We start from the raw sequence: 21,023 nt of genomic DNA, 5'->3' as shown, positions 1-21,023 counted from the left end.
CCCACTCCCGGTCGTTAGGATCGGACACATCCAACGGAGGGAACACGATGTCCAGCGGTGAAGACAAGTACTGGTACAACCTCACGACGGGAACCGTCGAGCGCGGTTTCGAGTCGCCCGCGATCGATCGGGCGGGTCCGTTCGACACCGCCGAGGAGGCCGCGAACGCGCCGAAGCTCCTCGCCGAGCGCTCTCGCGCGTGGGCGGACGAGGACGCCGCCGAGGACGCGTGGGTCGATGACGCCGGCCAGGGCGGCGCGGCCACCGGGAATGAAGGAGACTCGGCCCCGGGCCGATAGTCTGATCAGGGCCGTGCTTCTGGCGAAGTCGCGGCGTTTCACGGGATCTGCGCAGCGCAGGTGAGAGGACGCGATGGACAAGCAGCGGGACTTCGTACTGCGCACGATCGAGGAGCGCGGCGTCAAGTTCGTGCGCCTCTGGTTCACCGACGTGATAGGCACGCTCAAGTCGGTCGCGATCGCGCCGGCGGAGGTCGAAGGCGCCTTCGCGGAGGGCCTCGGCTTCGACGGCTCGGCGATCGAGGGCCTGACGCGCTCGTACGAGTCGGACCTGCTCGCGCACCCCGACCCCACGACCTTCCAGACGCTGCCCTGGCGCGGGGAGATCGACCCCACTGCCCGCATGTTCTGCGACATCACGACGCCGGACGGCCAGCCGGCGGTCGCAGATCCGCGGAACGTCCTCAAGCGCACGCTCGCGAAGGCGGCGGATGCCGGGTTCACCTTCTACACGCATCCCGAGATCGAGTTCTACCTGCTGAAGTCGTCGACTTACGGCCCCGACGGCCCCGAGCCGGTGGACTCGGCCGGCTACTTCGACAACGTGCCCGGCGGGACGGCGCACGACTTCCGCCGCCGGAGCGTCCGGATGCTCGAGGACCTCGGCATTTCGGTGGAGTACAGCCACCACGAGGGCGGCCCGGGGCAGAACGAGATCGACCTGCGCTACGCGGACGCGCTCGCGACGGCCGACAACATCATGACGTTCCGCACGGTCGTCAAGGAGGTCGCGATCGAGCAGGGCGTCTACGCGACGTTCATGCCGAAGCCACTCTCCGGCAAGCCCGGCAGCGGCATGCACACCCACATGTCCCTGTTCGAGGGTGACCAGAATGCGTTCTACGAGGAGGGCGCGCAGTACCAGCTCTCCAAGGTCGGTCGTCAGTTCATCGCCGGGCTCCTCACCCACGCGAACGAGATCTCCGCCGTGACGAACCAGTTCGTCAACTCCTACAAGCGTCTGTGGGGCGGCGACGAGGCGCCCAGCTTCATCTGCTGGGGCCACAACAACCGCTCCGCACTGGTCCGCGTGCCGATGTACAAGCCCAACAAGGGGCAGTCGACGCGCGTCGAGTACCGGGCACTCGACTCCGCGGCGAACCCGTACCTCGCGTACGCGCTGATGCTCGCGGCCGGACTCAAGGGCATCGAGGAGGAGTACGAGCTCCCGCCCGAGGCCGAGGACAATGTGTGGTCGTTGACGGATGCCGAGCGGCGCGCCCTCGGCTATGCGCAGCTCCCCGCGAGCCTCGACCACGCGCTCGAGTACATGGAGGATTCCGAGCTCGTCGCCGACACACTGGGCGAGCAGGTCTTCAACTACGTGCTCCTCAACAAGCGCCGCGAGTGGCACGAGTACCGCGCGCAGGTGACGCCGTTCGAGCTGAAGAGCAACCTGGAGATGCTCTAAGCGCCATGTCGGCCGGCCAGCGCACTTCGGTCCGGACCACGCTGGCGCGGGACGGGTTCGGTGACATCGATGCGGCCGACGCGCTGCTGACCGAACTGGCCGGCGAGCTCGATCTGACGCGCCCCGAAATCCTGGTGGGCGCCGACGGGGCGGCTGATCCCGATGCGGCGCTCGGCGGGCTGGCGCGCATCGCGCGTCGTGACTCCGCGGCGCTGTCCGCCGCGCTTCGTCGGGTGGGACCGACCCTGTGGCTGCTGCTCGGGGCCTCGAACGGGTTCGCGGACTTCTACCTGCGGCATCCGGGCGAGCTCGCCCATCTGCCAGAACCCGGCGGCGACCTGCCGACGGCCGACGAGCTCGTCGCCGAGCTGCAGGATGCCGTCGCGGCCGACGACGACGGGTTCGCCGCGACCGGCGACGAGAGCGCGTGGGTCGCGCTCCGCGTGCGTTACCGGCGCCTCCTCGCCCGTATCGCGGCATACGACCTCAGCGCGCCCGACCCGGTGGAGGCACTGCCCTCGGTCGCCGCCGCGCTCGCGGATGCCGCCGGCGCGGCGCTGGAGGCATCCTTGAGCGTCGCGCGCACGCGTGTCTCCGGCGGCGCGGCGGGCGCCGGACTCTTCCCCCGCTCTCAGGTCGCCGCGACACAGCTCGCGATCATCGGCATGGGCAAGACCGGGGCGCGCGAACTCAATTACGTGAGCGACGTCGACGTCATCTTCGTCGGCGGAGGATCGGACGAGTTCACCGCGGAGATCGGCGAGAGCCGGGTCATCGACATTGCGACGCGGCTGGCCGTACAGACGATGCGCGGGATCTCCGGCATGGAGGTCGAGCCGCCACTGTGGGAGGTGGACGCGAACCTCCGCCCCGAGGGGAAGCAGGGGGCGCTCGTGCGCAGCCTCGATTCGCACCTGTCGTACTACGACCGGTGGGCGAAGAGCTGGGAGTTCCAGGCGCTCCTCAAGGCCCGCCCGCTCGCGGGAGATCGCATGCTCGGCGAGGCATACGTCGCGGCGGTGCAGCCCAAGGTCTGGACGAGCTCCGCGCGCGAGAACTTCGTCGACAGCGTCCAGCGCATGCGCGAGCGGGTGACGGAGTTCATCCCCGCCGACGAGGTGCCGTATCAATTGAAGCTCGGGCCCGGCGGCATCCGCGACATCGAGTTCACCGTCCAGCTCCTGCAGCTGGTGCACGGGCTCGCCGACGAGCGCATTCGGCAGCGCGGCACGCTCGACGCCCTGTCCGCCCTCGTCACCGAGGGGTACATCGGGCGGGCGGATGCCGCGGCGTTCGCACGCGACTACCGCATGCTGCGGGTGCTCGAGCACCGCGTGCAGCTACGCGATCTGCGGCGCACGCACCTCATGCCGCAGACCCCGGACGGCCTGCGGAACCTCGCGCGGGCGAGCCGGCTGGCTCCCGACGGCGCGGGTGTCTGGGCGGTGTGGGAGGGCATCAAGCGCGAGGTGCGCGAGATCCATGTGCGCCTCTTCTACCGTCCGCTCCTCTCTGCGGTCGCGGCGCTCCCCGCGGAGGAGCAGAAGCTGTCGACCGAGCAGGCGCGCGACCGCCTCGCCGCCATCCGCTTCCGCGATCCGGCCGGGGCCCTCCGCCACATCGGGGCGCTGACGGGCGGGATCAGCCGCAAGGCCGCGATCCAGCGGCACCTCATGCCCGTCATGATCCGGTGGTTCGCCGACGGCGTCGATCCCGACTACGGGCTTCTCGCGTTCCGCCGCGTCAGCGAACGCCTGGGGGAGACGCCGTGGTTCCAACGCGTGCTCCGCGATTCGGCCGGCGCGGCCGAGCGGCTGACGCGCGTCCTGTCCGGATCGCGCTTCGTCGGCGAGCTCATGGAGTGGATCCCCGAATCGGTCGCGTGGCTCGACGCCGAAGACCAGTTGCGGCCGCGCAGCGGGGTCGCGCTCCAGGAGGAGGCGCGGGCCATTCAGACACGCCACGACACGATCGGTGAGGCGATGAGCGCCGTCCGTGCGCTGCGCCGACGCGAACTCCTGCGTCTCGCATTCGCGTCGGTGCTCGAAACCATCACGATCGAGGAGCTCGCCGAAGGCCTCACGACGATCAGCGAAGTGACGATCCAGGCGACGCTTCGCGCCGTGCGCCGCGAAGTCGTCCCGCCGGAGGATCAAGCGCTCGACTTCTCGGTGATCGCGATGGGACGGTTCGGCGGGCGAGAGCTCGGATTCGGCTCGGATGCCGATGTCCTCTACGTCTACGACGCCAACGGCCTCGATCCCCAGCGAGCGAACGAGCTCGCCCAGAAGATCGTGGCGGGCCTGCGCACCTACTCGGAGGATCAGCGCGTTCCGTTCGAGCTCGATGCGGACCTCCGACCCGAGGGCCGCAACGGCCCGCTCGTCCGGTCGATCGAATCGTACGCCGAGTACTACCGCCGCTGGTCGCTGTCGTGGGAGGCGCAGGCGCTCCTGCGCGCGCGGGGCATCGCGGGGAGCGTCAAGCTCATCCGTCGCTTCATGGCCCTCGCCGATGAGGTGCGCTACCCCGAACGCGTCGCCGTGCAGGATCTGCGGGAGATCAAACGGATCAAGGCACGCGTCGAAAACGAGCGGCTTCCGCAGGGGGTCGACCGGGCGCGGCACTTGAAGCTCGGCCCGGGTGGGCTCAGCGACGTCGAGTGGCTCGTGCAACTCCTTCAGCACGAGCACGCGCACGAGATCCCGGCGCTGCGGACGACCTCGACCCTGGGAGCGCTGGAGGCGGCACGCGAGGCGGGGTTCGTGCCGGATGCCGCGGCAGAGCGCCTTGCGGCGTCGTGGCGGCTCGCGAGCCGCCTGCGCTCGGCGAACACGCTCCTCTCCGGGCAGACGAGCGACGTGCTCCCGACCGACCGCGCGAAACTCGACGGCATCGGACGGCTGCTCGAGTACCCGGCCCGCTCGGCCACGCTCGTCGAGGAGGAGTGGCTCCGCACCGCCCGCCGCGCCCGCCGCGACTACGAGCGCCTCTTCTACGGCTGAGCGCCCCGCCCGATCGCGCGCTGGCGCGCAGCGGCGGTGTATTGAGATCACCGCAACGCCGAAGGCCCCGGCATCCGCACAGGGATGCCGGGGCCCTCGCGTCAGGGTGCGTCAGACTCCGAAGTACAGTTCGAACTCGAACGGGTGCGGGCGCGCGGCCAGCGGCTTGATCTCGTTCTCGATCTTGTACTCGATCCACGTCTCGATCAGCTCGGGCGTGAACACGCCGCCCGCGAGCAGGAACTCGTGGTCGGCGCGGAGCGCCTCGAGCGAGTCGAGCAGCGAGTTCGGCACCTGCGGGATGTTCTTGGCCTCCTCGGGCGGCAGCTCGTAGAGGTCCTTGTCGACGGGCTCGTGCGGCTCGATGCGGTTCTTGATGCCGTCGAGGCCCGCCATCATCTGCGCGGCGAAGGCGAGGTACGGGTTGCCGGAGGCGTCGGGGGCGCGGAACTCGATGCGCTTGGCCTTCGGGTTCGATCCGGTGATCGGGATGCGGATGGCCGCCGAGCGGTTGCCCGCCGAGTAGACGAGGTTGACCGGAGCCTCGTAGCCCTTGACCAGGCGCTTGTAGGAGTTCAGCGTCGGGTTGGTGAAGGCGAGGACCGCGGGGGCGTGCGCGAGCAGGCCGCCGATGTACCAGCGCGCCGTGTCGGAGAGCCCTCCGTAGCCCTTCTCGTCGTAGAAGAGCGGCTTGCCCTCGAGCCAGAGCGACTGGTGCGTGTGCATGCCCGAGCCGTTGTCGCCGAAGAGCGGCTTCGGCATGAAGGTCGCGACCTTGCCCCACTGCTCGGCGACGTTCTTGACGATGTACTTGAACTTCAGGATGTCGTCGGCCGCGTGCACCATCGTGTCGAAGCGGTAGTTGATCTCCTGCTGACCGCCGGTGCCGACCTCGTGGTGTGCGCGCTCGAGGACGAGGCCCGACTCGATGAGGTGCAGCGAGATGTCGTCGCGAAGGTCCGCCGTCTTGTCGACGGGGGAGACCGGGAAGTAGCCGCCCTTGTACGGGGTCTTGTTGGCGAGGTTTCCGCCCTCTTCGGCGCGACCGGTGTTCCAGGCGCCTTCCTCGGAGTCGACGGAGTAGAACGAGGAGTTCTGCTTCACTTCGTAGCGGACGTCGTCGAAGATGTAGAACTCGGCCTCGGGGGCGAAGAACGCGGTGTCGGCGATGCCGGTGGAGGCGAGGTACTTCTCCGCCTTCTTGGCGACCTGGCGCGGGTCCTTCGAGTAGATCTCGCCGTTGCGCGGGTTGTAGATGTCGAAGAGCATGATGAGCGTCTTCGCCTCGCGGAACGGGTCGATGTACGCGGTGGAGACATCCGGAATGAGCTGCATGTCGGACTCGTGGATGTTCGCGAAGCCGCGGATCGACGAGCCGTCGAAGAGCTGCCCGACCGTGAAGAACTCCTCGTCGACGGTCGAGGCGGGGATGTTGAAGTGCTGCTGCACACCAGGAAGGTCCGTGAAACGGATGTCGAGGAACTTGACGTCCTCTTCCTGGATGAACTTCAGCACCTCGGATGAATCTTTGAACATGGAGTCTCCAAGATCGGGTGTGGAACGCGCCTGTCGGTGGCAGGCTCGTGCCCGACGCTATCGGCGAGGGGTTGCCCCCCAGTATCTCGCGTGTTTCGGGCGTGTTACGCGGTGCTCGGTAGAATCAGCGGGTGACGGATGCCGTAAGCGAGAACACCTATCCCGGCGAACGTCTCGGGTTTCCGCCGGCCGGCTCCGGCTCGATCGCCCGTCCCGGCCGGCGCCTCGCCGCCCTCGCGATCGACTGGGCGTGCGCCGTGGTCCTCTCGGTCGCCTTCTTCTCCTACGACTCGCTCGCCACCCTCGCGATCTTCGCCATCGTGCAGATCGTCTTCCTGCCGACGCTCGGCGGGAGTCCCGGACATCGCCTGCTCGGCATGCGCCTCCAGCTCGTGACGGGCGGATGGGTGGGCCTCTGGCGCCCCATCATCCGGACCGCGCTCCTGTGCCTCGTCATCCCCGCCGTGATCTGGGATGCCGACCAGCGCGGCCTCCACGACAAGGCCGCCGGCACCGTGCTGCTGCGCGCCTGACCTCTCGGATCTCCCGAGTCAGCGAGGACGAGGGGCGCGCGCCTTCGTCGGGTCGATGCCCTTCGGGATCGGCAGCGAGGTGACTGACTGCGACACCGAGTCGACGCGCTTGACGACGGCCGCCATGGTGGCGCGGTCGACCTTCTTGGGCTGCGACTTGATGGTGGAGGCGAGCTTGGAGATGGGCACGTCGCCCTCGCCGTGGCCGACGTAAACGACCTGGATCGGCACGCCCGAAGCGACGCGCTGCACCTTCATCTTCTCGTCGTTGACGAGCCGCGTGAGGCGACCGCGCGAGCCTTCGGCGACGATGACCACGCCCCCGCGGCCGATGACGCGGTACACGGCATCCTGCGTCTTCGGGTTGATGCCGACCGGCATGTCGGAGGCGACCCAGTTGCGGCCGAGCGACGTCGAGAGGACGTGACCCGAGGCGCCCGGCATGCCGTCGAGCTTCTTGTACATCGCGCGCGTCGACAGGCGCGTGAGGAGGATCATCGCCCCGAGGATGCCGAACATCAGCCCGGTAAGGCTCCACAGGATGACGCTCCACACCGCGACCGGCTGGATGAGGAAGCCGATCAGCACGCCGATGCCGATACCCAGCACCACGATGCCGATGAGGGCCCAGGGGAGCCACGGGAACTCGGCCTTCGTGAAGGTGAACAGGGAGCGCAGCTGCGCGAAGAATCCGGGGCGCTTCTCGGGAGCGGAACTGCGGGATGCCATGCCACATAGCCTACCGTCGGCGCCTCGACCTCATCACCGCCTCCTCCCCAACAGGCCGATCGAGCGATTCGTCCACAGATCGCTCCGTTCGGCCTCCGCACGGCGCACGCTCCGCTCAGAATCGGCTCATGTCGCTCCTCGATTCCCCCGCCCCGCCGCTGCGACGCCTGCGCGCGGACGAAGCGCCGTGGCCAGGCGCGCTCCTGCCCGCCCTCGACCCCGGTGACCCGCCGACGGTCCACGTCGCGCTCGACCTCGTTCCCGACGTCCTCTGGCGCGCGGCGCCGGACGGCCACCTCCTCGTGCCGTCCGACATCTTCCGCACCGAGGGTGGCCACGCGGCGGTCGTGCCGCACTGCCCGCACCGTCTCGTCGAACGCGCGCACACCGCGTCGGCCGGTGAGGCCGTCACGATCGCCGTCAGCCTCCTGCGTGCTGCGGCGGAGGCGCGGGCGCTCGGGCTCGTGCCCGCCGAGGACGCTGGTGCATGGTGGGTGGATGCCTCGGGGCGTCCGGTCCTCGCCCTCACCGGTGCGGCGAACTGGGCGGACGAAGCCCTCGACCTGCTGGAGGTTCTGGCGGCCGGCGCGCCGCGGCAGCTTGCCGCGGCGCTCGATGACGCGGCCGCGGTGCTCGCGGCGCCGCGGTGGCCGCGCGCGGATGCGGCCGCCGCGGAAGACGCGCTCTTCGACGCCGCCGAGCCGCTCGCGCTCCGCTCGGAGGGCCACAGCGACGATGCCGCCGCCCGTCAGGATCTGCGGCCGCGGCGCTCGGACAGTCTGCGCGGGGAGTGCGGCGAGGCCCGTTCGGGCCGTCGCCGCGACGCGGCCGTGCGAAGCGGCGAGACCTGGATCGCCCGCTTCACCGAGGCCGGGTGGGCCGCACGCGTCGCGGATGCGCTGCGCGGCACCCTCCGCGGGCCGGCGCTCCTCGCGGAGGCGCTGCGCGAGCGCCGAGCCGCGCGCTCCCGCGTCGAGTCCCCGCGGAGCACCGCGGCTCCACGTCGCTCGGGCGATGAGTCGCCCGCCCGGCGGCGCCGCGCACCGATCCTCGTCGCGGCCGCGCTCGGTGCGACGATCCTGGTGGCCGGTCTGATGTGGCCCGAGCCCTCCGCGGAGGCGGGCTCCGCGCCGACGCCGAGCATCACGCCGACGACCGGCGGAGTCGAGACGGCCGAGGCCGCACAAGCGGAGGACGCGCCCGACACGGACGGCGAGAACACTGCGGACGTTGCGACGCAGGCGGATGCCGGAGAGCCGACGCCTGACGCCACCGGGGGCGACACGCTGACGGCGGCAGCCGGCGCGGCGCTCACTGCCCTGACCGCCTGCGGAGAGGGGCAGCCGTGCCCGGGTGTCCTCGAGACGGACGGCGCCCTCGTTCCCGCCGGCGTGGCGTCGTCTCCGGGCATCGAGCGCACCGCCTCGCTTCTCGACGAGTACGGGGGCGTCGCGGTCTTCCGTATCGAGGCCGTGGGGGAGCCCGGCATCCCCGCGCAGATTCTCGTGATCGTCAGCGGCGCTCACGACACATGGCTGGTCCGCGACGTGTACGACGTCGCGGACCAGCCGTGAGTGTCTCCGATACCGGTGCGTCCCGGCGCCGCCGCGGGTCAGATCCCGAGCTGGCCCTCGAAGTCGGCCGCCTCGAGACGCGACTTCACCGCGCCGAGGAAGCGGGCGGCGTCCGCGCCGTCGACGATGCGGTGGTCGTAGGAGAGTGCCAGGTAGACGTAGGAGCGGACGGCGATGGCGTCCACACCGTCGATCTTCACGACGCCGGGCTCCTTCACGACCGCGCCCGTGCCGAGGATCGCCGACTGCGGCAGGAAGACGACGGGCGTGTCGAACAGCGCACCGCGCGAGCCGGTGTTGGTGACGGTGAAGGTACCGCCGGCCAGCTCATCGGGCTTCAGCTTGTTGTCGCGCGTGCGCGCCGCGAGGTCGGCGATCTCGCTCGAGATGCCGGCCAGCGTCTTGTCGCCCGCGTCACGGAGCACGGGAGTCAGCAGGCCACGCTCGGTGTCGACCGCGATCGAGATGTTCTCGGTCGCGGGGTAGACGATGTCGGTGCCGTTGACCGTCGCGTTGATCACCGGGTACGCCTGCAGCGCCTCGGCCGCGGCCAGCACGAAGAACGGCAGGAACGAGAGCTTGCCGCCCGTCTTCGCCACGAAGTCGCTCTGGACGGCCGTACGGTACGCGGCGACCTTCGTCACGTCGACCTTGACCACCGTGGTGAGCTGAGCGGTCTGCTGCATCGAGGCGACCGCGCGCTCGGCGAGGACCTTGCGCAGGCGGGACATCGGCTGGGTCGTTCCGCGCAGCGGCGAGACCTCGAGTGCCGGGGCGGTGGGGGCGGCGGGGGCGGCCTGCGATGCGGCGGGTGCCTCGGCAGCGGCGGGCGCGGCCTTCGCGGCCTCGGCGGCCTTCAGGACATCCTCCTTGCGGATGCGTCCGCCGACACCGGTGCCGGTGACGCTCGCGAGGTCGACGCCCTGCTGCTGGGCGAGCCGACGCACGAGCGGCGTGACATAGGTCGTGACGTCGTCGTCGGCCGGGGCGGCTGGGGTGGACGCCGCGGGGGCCGGCGCTGCGGGGGCCTCCGCCGCGGGGGCGGGCGCCTCCGGAGCGGGCGCCGGGGCTGCCGGTGCGGGGGCCCCGGCGGCGGGGGCGGGAGCCGGGGCGTCGGGCGCCGGAGCCTCGGGCGCAGGAGCCTCCGTGGCGGGCTTTGCGGGAGCCTCCGGAGCGGCGGCGGACGCACCGGAACCGATGCGGGCGAGCACCGAACCCACGGCGACCGTCTCGTCCTCGGAGACGACGATCTCCTGCAGGACGCCGGCGACCGGTGACGGGATCTCGGTGTCGACCTTGTCGGTCGAGATCTCGAGGAGCGGCTCGTCGACGGCGACGTCGTCGCCGACCTGCTTGAGCCAGCGCGTGACGGTGCCTTCGGTGACGCTCTCGCCGAGCTCGGGCAGGACGATGTCCTGCGCGTCGGCGCCGGCGGGCGCGGCCTCAGCGGCCGGCGCGGGCGCGGGCTCGGCGGCGGGCGCGGCCTCTGCGGCCGGCGCAGGTGCCGCCTCGGGCTCCGCGACCGGTGCCGCCTCCGCGGCCGGCTGTTCGGCGGCGGGCGCGGCGCCCTCCGCGGGTGCGCTCGAACCGTCGCCGATCTTCGCCAGGACGGCGCCGACCTCGACGGTCTCGTCTTCCTGCACGAGGATCTCCTCGATCACGCCGCTGACGGGCGAGGGGATCTCGGTGTCGACCTTGTCGGTCGAGATCTCGAGCAGGCCCTCATCGGCCTCGATCGTGTCTCCGACGTTCTTGAGCCAACGGGTGACCGTTCCCTCGGTGACGCTCTCGCCGAGCGCGGGGAGGACCACGGATGTGCTCATGACTGTGTCTCCTTCAGAAAGTCCGATGTCGTTCTAGCTTAGTGACCCCGCACTGCGGGGGGTGCCGTGGCGCGCATCAGAGCGCGTGCAGAGGCTTGCCGGCGAGGGCGAGGAATGCCTCACCGAGCGCTTCGCTCTGGGTGGGGTGCGCATGAACGTACGGGGCCACGTCCTCGGGGTGTGCCTCCCACGCCACGACGAGCTGGCCCTCGGTGATGAGCTCGCCGACGCGGTCGCCGATCAGATGCACGCCGATGACCGGTCCGTCCTCGACGCGGACGACCTTCACGAGCCCGCCCGTGCCGATGATCTCGCTCTTCGCGTTGCCGGCGAGGTTGTACTCGGCCGTCCGCACGCGATCGCCGTGCGCGTCGCGCGCCTGCGCCTCGGTGAGGCCGACCGAGGCGACTTCGGGGCTCGAGTAGGTGATGCGGGGGATGGATGCCCCCGGCACCGAAACGGGGGAGAGCCCTGCGATCTGCTCGGCGACGAAGATGCCCTGCTGGAAGCTGCGGTGCGCGAGCTGCAGCCCCGGAACGATGTCGCCGACCGCCCAGACGTGCGGCACGCTCGTCTGCAGGCGCTCGTCGACCCTCACGAACCCGCGGTCGAGCGTCACGCCCGCCTCGGCGAAGCCGAGCCCCTCGGTCGCCGGGCCACGGCCGACGGCGACGAGCAGGTAGTCCGCGTCGAGGGTCTCGCCGCTTTCGAGCGACACCTGGACTCCGGCATCCGTCTGCGTCACCCCGGCGAACCGGGTGCCGAGCTTCGCCGTGATGCCGCGCTTGCGGAACGCCCGTTCCAGGCCCTTGCTGAGCGCGATGTCCTCGTTCGGGACGAGGTGGTCGAGAGCCTCGACGATCGTGACCTCGGCGCCGAACGAGCGCCAGACGCTTGCGAACTCGACGCCGATCACCCCGCCGCCCAGGATGACGACGTGCTCGGGGACGACGTCGAGGGCCAGCGCCTCCTCGCTCGTGAGGACACGGCCGCCGAGTTCGAGTCCGGGGAGCGACCTGCTGTACGACCCGGTCGCGAGGATGACGTCCGTGCCGCGGTAGACGTCGGCGCCGACGGCGACGCCGCCGTCGGGCAACAGGCGACCGGCGCCCGTGACGGTCGTGATGCCGCGCGCTGCGAGGAGCCCCTCGAGTCCCTTGTACTTCTTCGCGACGATGCCCTCGCGGTAGGCCGTGACCCCGGCGATGTCGATGCCCTCGTAGGAGGCCGTGACGCCCACCGAGCCGGCGCTGCGGACGTGGTCGGCGACCTCGGCCGCGTGAAGAAGTGCCTTGGTGGGGATGCACCCACGGTGCAGGCACGTCCCACCGACCTTGTCCTTCTCGACGATGACGACGCTCTTGCCGAGCTCGACCGCGCGGATGGCTGCGGCATAGCCCCCGCTGCCCCCGCCGAGGACGACGACGTCGACGGCGTGGTCGGTCATCGGGTGCCCTCCGCGCCGTCGCGTGCGCCCGGCTCCGCTGCGCGACTCTCGACGAGGTCGATGAGCGTGCGCACGGTCGCCGCCGTCGGGCCCTTCTCCGTCGCACCGAACGCCGACTTCGCGGTGCCGCTGCCGGCGATGTCGAGGTGCACCCACGGGATGCGGGGCGCGTCGGCATCCTCGCCGGTCCGGCCCACGAACCGCTGCAGGAACAGCCCCGCGAACAGCGAGCCGCCGGAGGTGTCGCCGATCTTCGCGTTCTGCAGGTCGGCGATGGGGGAGTCGAGCTCGTCTTCCATGTGCGCCGGGAGCGGCAGGTGCCACGCGGGCTCGCCCGCGCCTGCCGCGGCCTCGAGATAGTCCGCCACGGCATCGTCGTCGCCCATCACGCCGGTGTGCCGGTGACCGAGGGCGACGATGATCGCGCCGGTGAGGGTCGCGATGTCGACGATGAGGTCGGGGGAGGTGCGGCTCGCCGCGACGATACCGTCGGCGAGGACGACGCGGCCTTCGGCATCCGTGTTCAGCACCTCCACGCTCGTGCCGTCGGCGATGCGGACCACGTCTCCCGGGCGCAGGGCGCGGCCCGACGGCATGTTCTCGGCGAGGCACAGCCAACCCGAGACGCGCACGGGAACGCCCAGCACCGCGGCGGCGCGCACCACCGCGAGGACGCTCGCGGCACCCGCCATGTCGAACTTCATGCCCACCATGCCTGCGGGGGGCTTCAGCGAGAGTCCGCCGGTGTCGAACGTGATCCCCTTGCCGACGAGCGCGACGTGCGCGGTCGCACCCTCCGGCGCGTAGTCGAGATGCACGAGGCGCGGCGGCCGCTCGGATCCCTGGCCGATGCCGAGGATGCCGCCGAAGCCCTGCTCCTCGAGCGCGTGCTCATCGAAGACCTCGACGTCGACGGGAAGGCCCTCGAGCGAGGCGAGGGCGGCGTCGGCGACGTCCTGCGGGCCGAGCCACTGCGCGGGGGTGTGGACGAGGTCCTTCACGAGGGCGACGGCGGAGGCGACGGCGACAGCGCGTGCGACTGCCGCGGGCGCAGGCTCGGCGGGCCAGTGCAGGGTGACGACGTCGGCGCGAGCGGCACCGGCGTTCTTTTTGTAATCGTCGAAGCGGTATCCGCCGAGCAGGGCACCTTCTGCCGCGGCGCTCCACAGGGCGGCATCCGCCGTGTTGCTGTCATCGGCGACCGCCGGAGCGGCGACGGCGAGACGGGCGAACCCGGTGGTCGTCCGCACGGCCGCGCCGACCGCCTCCCGGAGCGTCGCCGCGTCGGGCGCGGAGCCGGTGCCGACGACGAAGAGGGGGAGGGGCGTGGCCTCCGGTACGTGCACGCGGACGGTCCCGCCCGGAGAGCCGGAGAAGCCGACACCCTCCAGCACGGAGCGCAGTCCCGGCCAGTCGGCCAAGGCATCCGCCGCGTCATCGAGCGGCGGGAGCGCGAGCACCAGCACATCGGCGTCGGCGGCGGAGAGGAGGGCGGTGGACGTGGACAGCTCGGGGAACGCCATGCCCCCATCCTAGGAGCGGTCCGCGGCCCGCGCCGCGGTCGGCTGTTCGCTGTCAGCGCGACCGAGCCCCACCTTCCGCTGCGGCTCGTAGAGTTGATGCATGCCCTTGAGCGGTCCCCTGTACGAGCGCGTCGCGTCGGCACCTCCCGTGCCCGCGGGGCTTCCGCTCGTCATCGCCTTGACCGGTTTCACGGATGCCGGGGGTGCGGTCTCCCGGATGATCGACCTCTTCCGCGACGACCTCGATCCGTCGCCGGTCGTCGTGTTCTCGGCCGACGTGCTGCTCGACTACCGTGCCCGGCGTCCCGCCGTCACGTTCGACGGCGATCACCTGGTCGACTACCGGCCGCCGCGGCTCGAGCTCTCGCTCGCCCATGACACCCTGGGACAGCCCTTCGTGCTGCTCGCCGGCTACGAACCGGACTTCGCGTGGGATGCCTTCGCCGATACCGTCGTCGGTCTCGCCGAGGGGCTGCAGGTCTCATCGGTCACGTGGGTGCACGCGATCCCCATGCCGGTCCCGCACACGCGCCCGATCGGCACGACGGTGAGCGGCAACCGCGCGGAGCTGACGGAGGCGCACTCGGTGTGGAAGCCGCACACGCAGGTGCCCGCGACGATGGGGCACCTCCTCGAGCTGCGCCTCTCCGAGAGCGGCCACACCACCGCCGGGTTCGTGCTCCTCGTGCCCCACTACCTCGCCGACACCGACTACCCGGCATCCGCCCTGGCGGGGCTCGACAGCGTCTCGGTGGCGACGGGGCTCGTGTTCGACGGCGACGAGATCCGCGAGGAGAACCGCGACTATCTCGCGAAGGTCGACGACCAGGTCGAGGGAAACGCCGAGCTCACGACGATGCTCCACACCCTCGAAGAACGTTACGACGCGTACATGGCGGGGTCGACCCAGGCCCAGCCGATCATCCACACGGGTGACCTGCCGAGCGCCGACGAGCTCGCCGCCGAACTCGAGCGGTTCCTCGCCGACCGCCGCGACGGCGACGACAAGCGCGGGCGGCGCTGAGCGCGTTCGCACGTACCGCGGAATGCCAGGGCCGCCGCCGACGTTGTCGTTGAGGTCCGACGCACGCATCGGCCCGCCGCAGCTTCGCAGGTTGAGGGCAGGTTCGCAGGCTGAGGTATGCGACAATAGGACACCCGACCCGTTGTCTTCACGGTGTGGCATCCCTCGCGGATCGCTACGCCGGACTTGACAAGGGTCTTACTAGTGTCCGAAACCCCCCGGCGCCCCCGTCGGTGAAAGGCGAGACGTGACTTCCGGCACGAAGACCACCCGTACGCGCAAGACGGACGACACCGAAACGACCGCGCAGGAGACCGTCGAGGCCCCTGCGGCAGCGCGCAAGACCGCCGCCAAGGCTCCCGCGAAGAAGGCTGCAGCCGCGGCGGAGAAGCCCGCCGCGAAGAAGCCGACAGCCAAGAAGCCCGCAGCGGCGAAGCCCACCGCGAAGAAGAAGAAGGACGACGAGGACGTCGAGATCGACGACGAAGAGCTCGAGACGCCCGACGACGGCGACGACACGGATGCCGGCGACGACAGCGACGACGCCGCGCCGAAGGACGCCAAGAAGTCGGGCGACGACGCGGACGACGAGGACGACGACGAGGGCACCACGAAGCCCGCGTTCACCGAGCCGCTCCCGACCGGGGCGATCGTCATCTCGTCGAGCGACGAGGACGACGTGCCCGTCTACTCGACGCAGATCACCGGCGCGACCGCCGACCCGGTCAAGGACTATCTGAAGCAGATCGGCAAGGTGCCGCTCCTGAACGCGGCCGAAGAGGTCGAGCTCGCGATGCGCATCGAGGCGGGCCTGTTCGCCGAGGAGAAGCTCTCGCACATGTCCGCCGCCGAGAAGTCGAGCCAGCTCGGCCTCGATCTGCAGTGGGTCGCCCGCGACGGTCAGCGCGCGAAGAGCCACCTGCTCGGTGCGAACCTCCGCCTCGTGGTGTCGCTCGCCAAGCGCTACACGGGCCGCGGCATGCAGTTCCTCGACCTCATCCAGGAGGGGAATCTCGGCCTCATCCGCGCCGTGGAGAAGTTCGACTACACCAAGGGCTTCAAGTTCTCGACGTACGCCACGTGGTGGATCCGCCAGGCGATCACCCGCGCCATGGCCGACCAGGCGCGTACCATCCGCATCCCGGTGCACATGGTCGAGGTCATCAACAAGCTCGCCCGCGTGCAGCGTCAGATGCTGCAGGATCTGGGCCGCGAGCCCACGCCCGAGGAGCTCAGCCGCGAGCTCGACATGACCCCCGAGAAGGTCATCGAGGTGCAGAAGTACGGCCGCGAGCCGATCTCGCTGCACACGCCCCTCGGCGAGGACGGCGACAGCGAGTTCGGCGACCTCATCGAGGACACCGAGGCCGTCGTCCCGGCCGACGCCGTCGGCTTCACGATGCTGCAGCGTCAGCTGGAGTCGCTCCTCGACTCGCTCAGCGAGCGCGAGGCGGGCGTCATCCGCATGCGCTTCGGCCTCGGCGACGGGCAGCCCAAGACGCTCGACCAGATCGGTGACACGTTCGGGGTGACGCGTGAGCGCATCCGCCAGATCGAGTCGAAGACCATGGCCAAGCTCCGCCACCCGTCGCGGTCGCAGTCGCTGCGGGACTACCTCGAATGAGCGAGACCCCCAACGACGGCAAAGTGCTGTCGGTCACGACCGACGCGGGCACGTTCAAGCGCATCCCGATCCGCACGCGCGTCGTGTTGCCCGGCGACGACCTCGACGCGTTCATCACCGAGTACGCGACGGGGCTGACCGAGCCCGGCGACACGCTATTCGTCACGGAGAAGATCGTCGCCATCACGCAGGGCCGCTCGTACACGCTCGACGAGATCACGCCGCGCCCGCTCGCGCGTTTCCTCTCGAAGTACGTCACGCGCACCCCCTACGGGATCGGCCTCGGCATGCCGGAGACGATGGAGATGGCCCTCCGCGAGTGCGGCACGCCGCGCATCCTCTTCGCCGCCGGCGTCAGCGCGGTGACGAAGGTCTTCGGGCGACGCGGAGACTTCTACCGCATCGCCGGCGACAAGGCGCGCGCGATCGACGGGCCGACCTCCGGCACCATCCCGCCGTACAACAAGGCCGTCGTCCTCGGCCCCGAAGACCCCGACGGGGTCTCGGCGCACCTGAAGGCGCTCCTCGGAACGGGCGCGGAGGTCGCCGTCGTCGACATCAACGACATCGGCGGCAACATCCTCGGCTCGACGCTCGACGCCCAGGGCGAGCAGCAGCTCGTCGGCATCCTGCGTGACAACCCGCTGGGCCAGGGCCACCAGTCCACGCCGCTCGGCATCGTCCGGAAGGCGTAGCGTGGGCGCGCTCGACCGCGCCTATCGCAAGGCGCGCTTCTTCGTCCGGCGTGTGACCTCGTTCGATCGCGAGCGGGTGGTGCAGTTCGCGCGCCAGTCGGCGCGGCTCTCGAAGGCCCCGCTGTGGTGGGTCACGCTCGACATGGCCTGGTGCGCCGTGCGGTACGAGGCGACGTTCGAGAACTACTCGGAGTGGGACTTCCGCATCCTCTCCGGGCGGGAACGGTCGACGTACATGACCGACCCGAAGTCGTTCCACCTCTCCCGCCGCCTCAACGACGACGCCGTGCGTGCCGCCTTCGACGACAAGATCGAGTTCGCCGGGCGGTTCCAGGGCGAGCTGGGGCGCGAGTGGATCGACATCCGCTCGGCATCCGACGACGACCTCGCCGCGTTCCTCTCGCGTCATGACCGCGTCATCACGAAGGACCCCTCGGGAGTCGGTGGCAACGGCATCCAGATCCGCGACAGCGCCGACCTCGGCACCGCCGCGGATGCCCGGCGGACGCTCACCGATGCGGGCCAGGTGCTCGCGGAGCAGCTCATCGTCCAGCACGAGGACATGGCCAGGCTCTACCCCGGGAGCGTCAACTCGCTGCGGGTCGTCGCCTATCGCGACCCCGATGACGAGGTGCACATCCTCGCGGCGGTGCTGAAGATCGGCAACGGCGGGATCATCGACAACTTCAGCAACGGCGGCATGTACACGATGCTCGGTGACGATGGCCGAGCCCTGCACCCCGCGAGCGACGAGGAGGGGCACGCGTTCGCCGTGCATCCTTCGACCGGCGTCGAGATCACCGGGTACCAGGTGCCGCTGTTCGACGAGGTCAAAGCTCTCGTCGACACGCTCGCCCGGCGCGTCCCCGAGATGCCCTACATCGGTTGGGACATCGCGATCACCCCCGACGGCCCCGTCGTCATCGAGGGCAACCACAACTCGGGCGTCTTCCAGTCGAAGCCCTCGGTGTCGGGCATCCGCCAGGGTCTCCTGCCGCGGTACCGGGCCGCGATGAGATTCTGACCCGGCGCTGTCCGATCCACGAGGAGAACCCCGCATGGCCAACGTCCGACTCGGTTACCTGATCGACCGTGCGCGGAACATCCGCGTGCGGAACCTGTTCGAGTTCGCCCAGCAGGTGGGGCGCGTCTCGAAGGCGCCGACACCGGTGATCGTCGCGGACATGCTGTGGTGCTCGGTGAAGTACGACATGGGTTTCCGCGACTACGCCGTGTGGGACATCCGCCTGCTGAACCGCGCCGAGCGGGCGACGTGGATGACCCACCCGAAGTCGTTCCGCATCACGCGCCTGCACAACACACCCGAAGGGCGGGCGAAGCTCGAGGACAAGCGCCGGTTCGCGGTGGAGTACGCGGACCTCCTCGGCCGCGAGACGATCGACCTGCGCGACGTGGACGACGCGACGCTCGGCGCGTTCCTCGCCCGGCATCCCAAGGTCATCACGAAGCAGGTCGACGGCCAGGGCGGCGGCGGCATCACCGTGCGCGAGGTCGCCCCCGACACGGATGCCGCAGCGTTCCGCGCCGAGGTGATGGCAGCCGGCCAGAGCGTGGTCGACGAGTTCATCACGCAGCACCCGCGGATGTCGGAGGTCTACCCCGGCAGCGTCAACACCGTCCGCCTCATCACGTTCCTCCGCCCCGACGGTGAGGTGCGCCTGCTCGCGGCGGTCCTGCGGATCGGCAACGGCGGATCGATCGACAACTTCGCCTCCGGCGGCATGTACACGATGCTGGATGCCGAGGGGCGCGCCCTCTACCCGGGCGTCGACAAGAACAGCAACGTCTACGACGTCCACCCCGTCACCGGGGTTCCGATCGTGGGCTTCGAGGTGCCGAAGTACGACGAGGTCGTCGCCCTGGCGGAGAGCCTCGCGCGGCGCACGCCCGAAGCGCCCTACGTCGGCTGGGATCTCGCGATCACCGAGTCGGGCCCGGTCGTCATCGAGGGGAACCACAACTCGAGCGTCTTCCAGCCGAAGCCCTCGGCGTCGGGAGTCCGGACGGGCCTGCTCAAGACGTATCAGGACGCCGTGTCGTTCTGACCTCGCGCGTGTCGTACGCGGCCGCTGCGTCGCGGCTCGCTCGCCGGATCAGCGCCCCAGCCGGGCGCGGAGCTTCTGCACGATCGGACGCATCTCGGGTGTCCGGGTCACGATGAGCGTCAGCGCGTAGACCACGACGACGGTGCCGCCGATGAGCGCGGTCGCGATGATCGCCGGCGCGATGCCCGACAGCGCCCAGCCCGTCCCGTTCCCGAAGCCACCGAGCGCGGCGGCCACGCCGGCGCCCGCGGCAGCGGCAGGAAGCGCGCGCATGCCGAACGACGCATACGCCTGCAGCGCCGCCGGCACCCCGGTCGCGCCGATCTTGCGGCGGAGCAGCAGAGCCGCGAGCACGACCTGCACGATGTTCGAGATCGACTGGCCGAGAGCGATACCGAAGGCGAGCCAGACCAGGGGAAGGGTGGCTGCCGCGATGAGCGCCGTGATCACGACGAGGACGCACTGGACGAGCGTGAACACGAACGGGTGGAACGTGTCGTGATAGGCGAAGAACGCGCGCGTCAGGGGCGCCTGGATCGCCAGCGGGATGAGGGCGAGCAGGTAGGCAGCGAGGATCGCCGCGAACTGGCCGGACTGCGAGGCATTGTCGGTGAAGACGCGCGAGATCGGCAGGATCGCCACGAGCATCGCCGCGAGCGCCGCGACGATGAACATCGCGATGATCCGGCCCGAGGTGCGCAGGTCGGTGTGGACGGCGGCGCCGTCGCCCGCGGCGGCGTGCTCGCTGAGCTGCGTGTAGTACGGCGTGACGATGGAGAGCACGATCACCGAGTAGGGGAGGATGAACACCACCCACGCGTACTGCAGGGCGGCGCTGGCGGCGCCCGCCTCCGACGCGGCGCCGACGAGATTCACCTGCACGGCGCCCGCGATCTGACCGGCGACGACCATGAGGAAGGTCCACCCGGCAAGCCGTCCCATCTGACGCAGGCCGATGCCGCGCCACTGGAAGTCGGGGCGGACGGTGAGGGCCGCGCGCTTCCAGAACAGCAGCAGCACGATGGTCTGCACGGCGATACCCGCGGTCGCTGTCCCCGCCATCAGCGCGATCATCCCGGGCGTCCACCCGATGGCACTGCGGGTCGGGCCGAATACGGCGATGAAGGCGAGGAACCCCACGATCGAGACGATGTTGTTGACGACCGGCGACCACGCGTACGGGCCGAAGACGCGGCGGGCGTTGAGGATCTCGCCGAGCAGCGCGTACAGCCCGAGGAAGAAGAGCTGCGGCAGGCACCAGTAGGCGAACGCGAGGGTGAGAGCGATCGCGTCGGACGACATCCGTCCGCTGTAGATGAGGACGATGAGGGGCGCGAGCGACACCGCCAGCAGCGTCACGGCGCCGACCGCGACCGTGCCGAGCGTGATGAGCTTGGAGACGAAGGCGCTCCCACCGTCACGGTGCGCGGCCGCCTTGACGATCTGGGGGACGAGGACGCCCGCGAACAGCCCCGACGAGACGAGGGCGAAGATGTTGTTCGGAAGCTGGTTGGCGATCGCGAACGCGTTGCCGGCGGGCGTCTCCAGGGAGCCCAGCGCGACGACGAGGACGACCGTGCGGACGAGGCCGGTGACACGGGACACCATGGTCCCGGTGGCGATCGTCGCGCTGGCGCGTGCGCCGCTCACAGAGCCTGCGGCCGGTCGCCCGAGAGCGAGTGGACCGGGGGAGGGCTGTTGCGCGTCATGCTCTCCAGACTAAGACTCCCACCC

At 70.4% G+C, this 21,023-nt stretch carries 16 protein-coding genes; 10 read left to right on the top strand and 6 right to left on the bottom strand.

Annotated elements, in window-relative coordinates:
- Window positions 1-47: 47 nt before the first annotated feature.
- The 3 genes from AC3ENQ_RS00530 to AC3ENQ_RS00520 all read left to right on the top strand — a co-directional run bounded on the left by AC3ENQ_RS00530 (window position 48) and on the right by AC3ENQ_RS00520 (window position 4,715).
- Window positions 48-299, top strand: coding sequence for an SPOR domain-containing protein (locus AC3ENQ_RS00530; protein WP_431800685.1), 252 nt, complete (start codon window positions 48-50; stop codon window positions 297-299).
- Window positions 300-372: 73 nt separating this feature from the next.
- The gene (gene glnA, locus AC3ENQ_RS00525; RefSeq protein ID WP_431800683.1) at window positions 373-1,710 is read left to right on the top strand and encodes a type I glutamate--ammonia ligase; all 1,338 of its coding nucleotides are present in this window, start codon (window positions 373-375) and stop codon (window positions 1,708-1,710) included.
- Between the two features lie 5 nt (window positions 1,711-1,715).
- On the top strand, window positions 1,716-4,715 hold the full coding sequence (locus AC3ENQ_RS00520) for a bifunctional [glutamine synthetase] adenylyltransferase/[glutamine synthetase]-adenylyl-L-tyrosine phosphorylase (protein WP_431800681.1): 3,000 nt from the start codon (window positions 1,716-1,718) through the stop codon (window positions 4,713-4,715).
- A gap of 111 nt (window positions 4,716-4,826) precedes the next feature.
- Here the strand turns inward: AC3ENQ_RS00520 and glnA (AC3ENQ_RS00515) are convergent, their stop codons facing one another.
- The gene (gene glnA / locus AC3ENQ_RS00515) at window positions 4,827-6,251 is read right to left on the bottom strand and encodes a type I glutamate--ammonia ligase (protein WP_431800679.1); all 1,425 of its coding nucleotides are present in this window, start codon (window positions 6,249-6,251) and stop codon (window positions 4,827-4,829) included.
- 131 nt (window positions 6,252-6,382) lie between these two features.
- Between glnA (AC3ENQ_RS00515) and AC3ENQ_RS00510 the strand changes: the two genes are divergently transcribed.
- Window positions 6,383-6,784, top strand: a complete 402-nt coding sequence (locus AC3ENQ_RS00510) for an RDD family protein (RefSeq protein WP_431800677.1) — start codon at window positions 6,383-6,385, stop codon at window positions 6,782-6,784.
- A gap of 18 nt (window positions 6,785-6,802) precedes the next feature.
- Here the strand turns inward: AC3ENQ_RS00510 and AC3ENQ_RS00505 are convergent, their stop codons facing one another.
- Window positions 6,803-7,513, bottom strand: coding sequence for a DUF4191 domain-containing protein (locus tag AC3ENQ_RS00505; RefSeq protein WP_431800675.1), 711 nt, complete (start codon window positions 7,511-7,513; stop codon window positions 6,803-6,805).
- A 128-nt stretch (window positions 7,514-7,641) separates the two neighbouring features.
- Here AC3ENQ_RS00505 and AC3ENQ_RS00500 point away from each other — a divergent pair, with 128 nt between their 5' ends.
- Window positions 7,642-9,087 (top strand): hypothetical protein, encoded by a 1,446-nt coding sequence (locus tag AC3ENQ_RS00500; RefSeq protein ID WP_431800673.1) that lies wholly within the window; start codon window positions 7,642-7,644, stop codon window positions 9,085-9,087.
- A 38-nt stretch (window positions 9,088-9,125) separates the two neighbouring features.
- Here the strand turns inward: AC3ENQ_RS00500 and sucB are convergent, their stop codons facing one another.
- The 3 genes from sucB to AC3ENQ_RS00485 all read right to left on the bottom strand — a co-directional run bounded on the left by sucB (window position 9,126) and on the right by AC3ENQ_RS00485 (window position 13,880).
- The gene (gene sucB / locus AC3ENQ_RS00495; RefSeq protein ID WP_431800671.1) at window positions 9,126-10,910 is read right to left on the bottom strand and encodes a 2-oxoglutarate dehydrogenase, E2 component, dihydrolipoamide succinyltransferase; all 1,785 of its coding nucleotides are present in this window, start codon (window positions 10,908-10,910) and stop codon (window positions 9,126-9,128) included.
- Between the two features lie 76 nt (window positions 10,911-10,986).
- Entirely contained in the window at window positions 10,987-12,357 is a 1,371-nt protein-coding gene (lpdA, locus tag AC3ENQ_RS00490) for a dihydrolipoyl dehydrogenase (protein ID WP_431800669.1), read from the bottom strand.
- The gene (locus tag AC3ENQ_RS00485) at window positions 12,354-13,880 is read right to left on the bottom strand and encodes a leucyl aminopeptidase (RefSeq protein ID WP_431800667.1); all 1,527 of its coding nucleotides are present in this window, start codon (window positions 13,878-13,880) and stop codon (window positions 12,354-12,356) included. The genes lpdA and AC3ENQ_RS00485 overlap by 4 nt, the downstream gene beginning before the upstream one ends.
- A gap of 100 nt (window positions 13,881-13,980) precedes the next feature.
- Between AC3ENQ_RS00485 and AC3ENQ_RS00480 the strand changes: the two genes are divergently transcribed.
- From AC3ENQ_RS00480 to AC3ENQ_RS00460, 5 genes are all read left to right on the top strand, one after another.
- Window positions 13,981-14,904, top strand: a complete 924-nt coding sequence (locus tag AC3ENQ_RS00480; protein ID WP_431800665.1) for a proteasome assembly chaperone family protein — start codon at window positions 13,981-13,983, stop codon at window positions 14,902-14,904.
- A 247-nt stretch (window positions 14,905-15,151) separates the two neighbouring features.
- Window positions 15,152-16,528: an RNA polymerase sigma factor gene (locus AC3ENQ_RS00475; RefSeq protein WP_431800663.1), complete on the top strand. Its 1,377-nt coding sequence runs from the start codon at window positions 15,152-15,154 to the stop codon at window positions 16,526-16,528.
- Window positions 16,525-17,223, top strand: coding sequence for a coenzyme F420-0:L-glutamate ligase (locus tag AC3ENQ_RS00470; protein ID WP_431800661.1), 699 nt, complete (start codon window positions 16,525-16,527; stop codon window positions 17,221-17,223). Before AC3ENQ_RS00475 ends, AC3ENQ_RS00470 begins: the two co-directional genes overlap by 4 nt.
- Window position 17,224: 1 nt before the next feature.
- Complete coding sequence (locus AC3ENQ_RS00465) at window positions 17,225-18,247, top strand: sugar-transfer associated ATP-grasp domain-containing protein (RefSeq protein ID WP_431800660.1); 1,023 nt, start codon at window positions 17,225-17,227, stop codon at window positions 18,245-18,247.
- A 34-nt stretch (window positions 18,248-18,281) separates the two neighbouring features.
- Window positions 18,282-19,289 carry a sugar-transfer associated ATP-grasp domain-containing protein gene (locus AC3ENQ_RS00460; RefSeq protein WP_431800658.1) on the top strand — a complete coding sequence of 336 codons (1,008 nt, stop codon included), beginning with the start codon at window positions 18,282-18,284 and terminating at the stop codon, window positions 19,287-19,289.
- 48 nt (window positions 19,290-19,337) lie between these two features.
- On the opposite strand, the gene murJ is transcribed toward AC3ENQ_RS00460, so the two are convergent.
- Window positions 19,338-20,939 (bottom strand): murein biosynthesis integral membrane protein MurJ, encoded by a 1,602-nt coding sequence (gene murJ / locus AC3ENQ_RS00455; RefSeq protein WP_431800656.1) that lies wholly within the window; start codon window positions 20,937-20,939, stop codon window positions 19,338-19,340.
- Window positions 20,940-21,023 lie beyond the last annotated feature (84 nt).

This window comes from Microbacterium sp. bgisy203, from assembly GCF_057706945.1.
The sequence above is the reverse complement of the archived record's forward strand: the minus strand, read 5'-3'. Positions and strand labels throughout refer to the sequence as shown.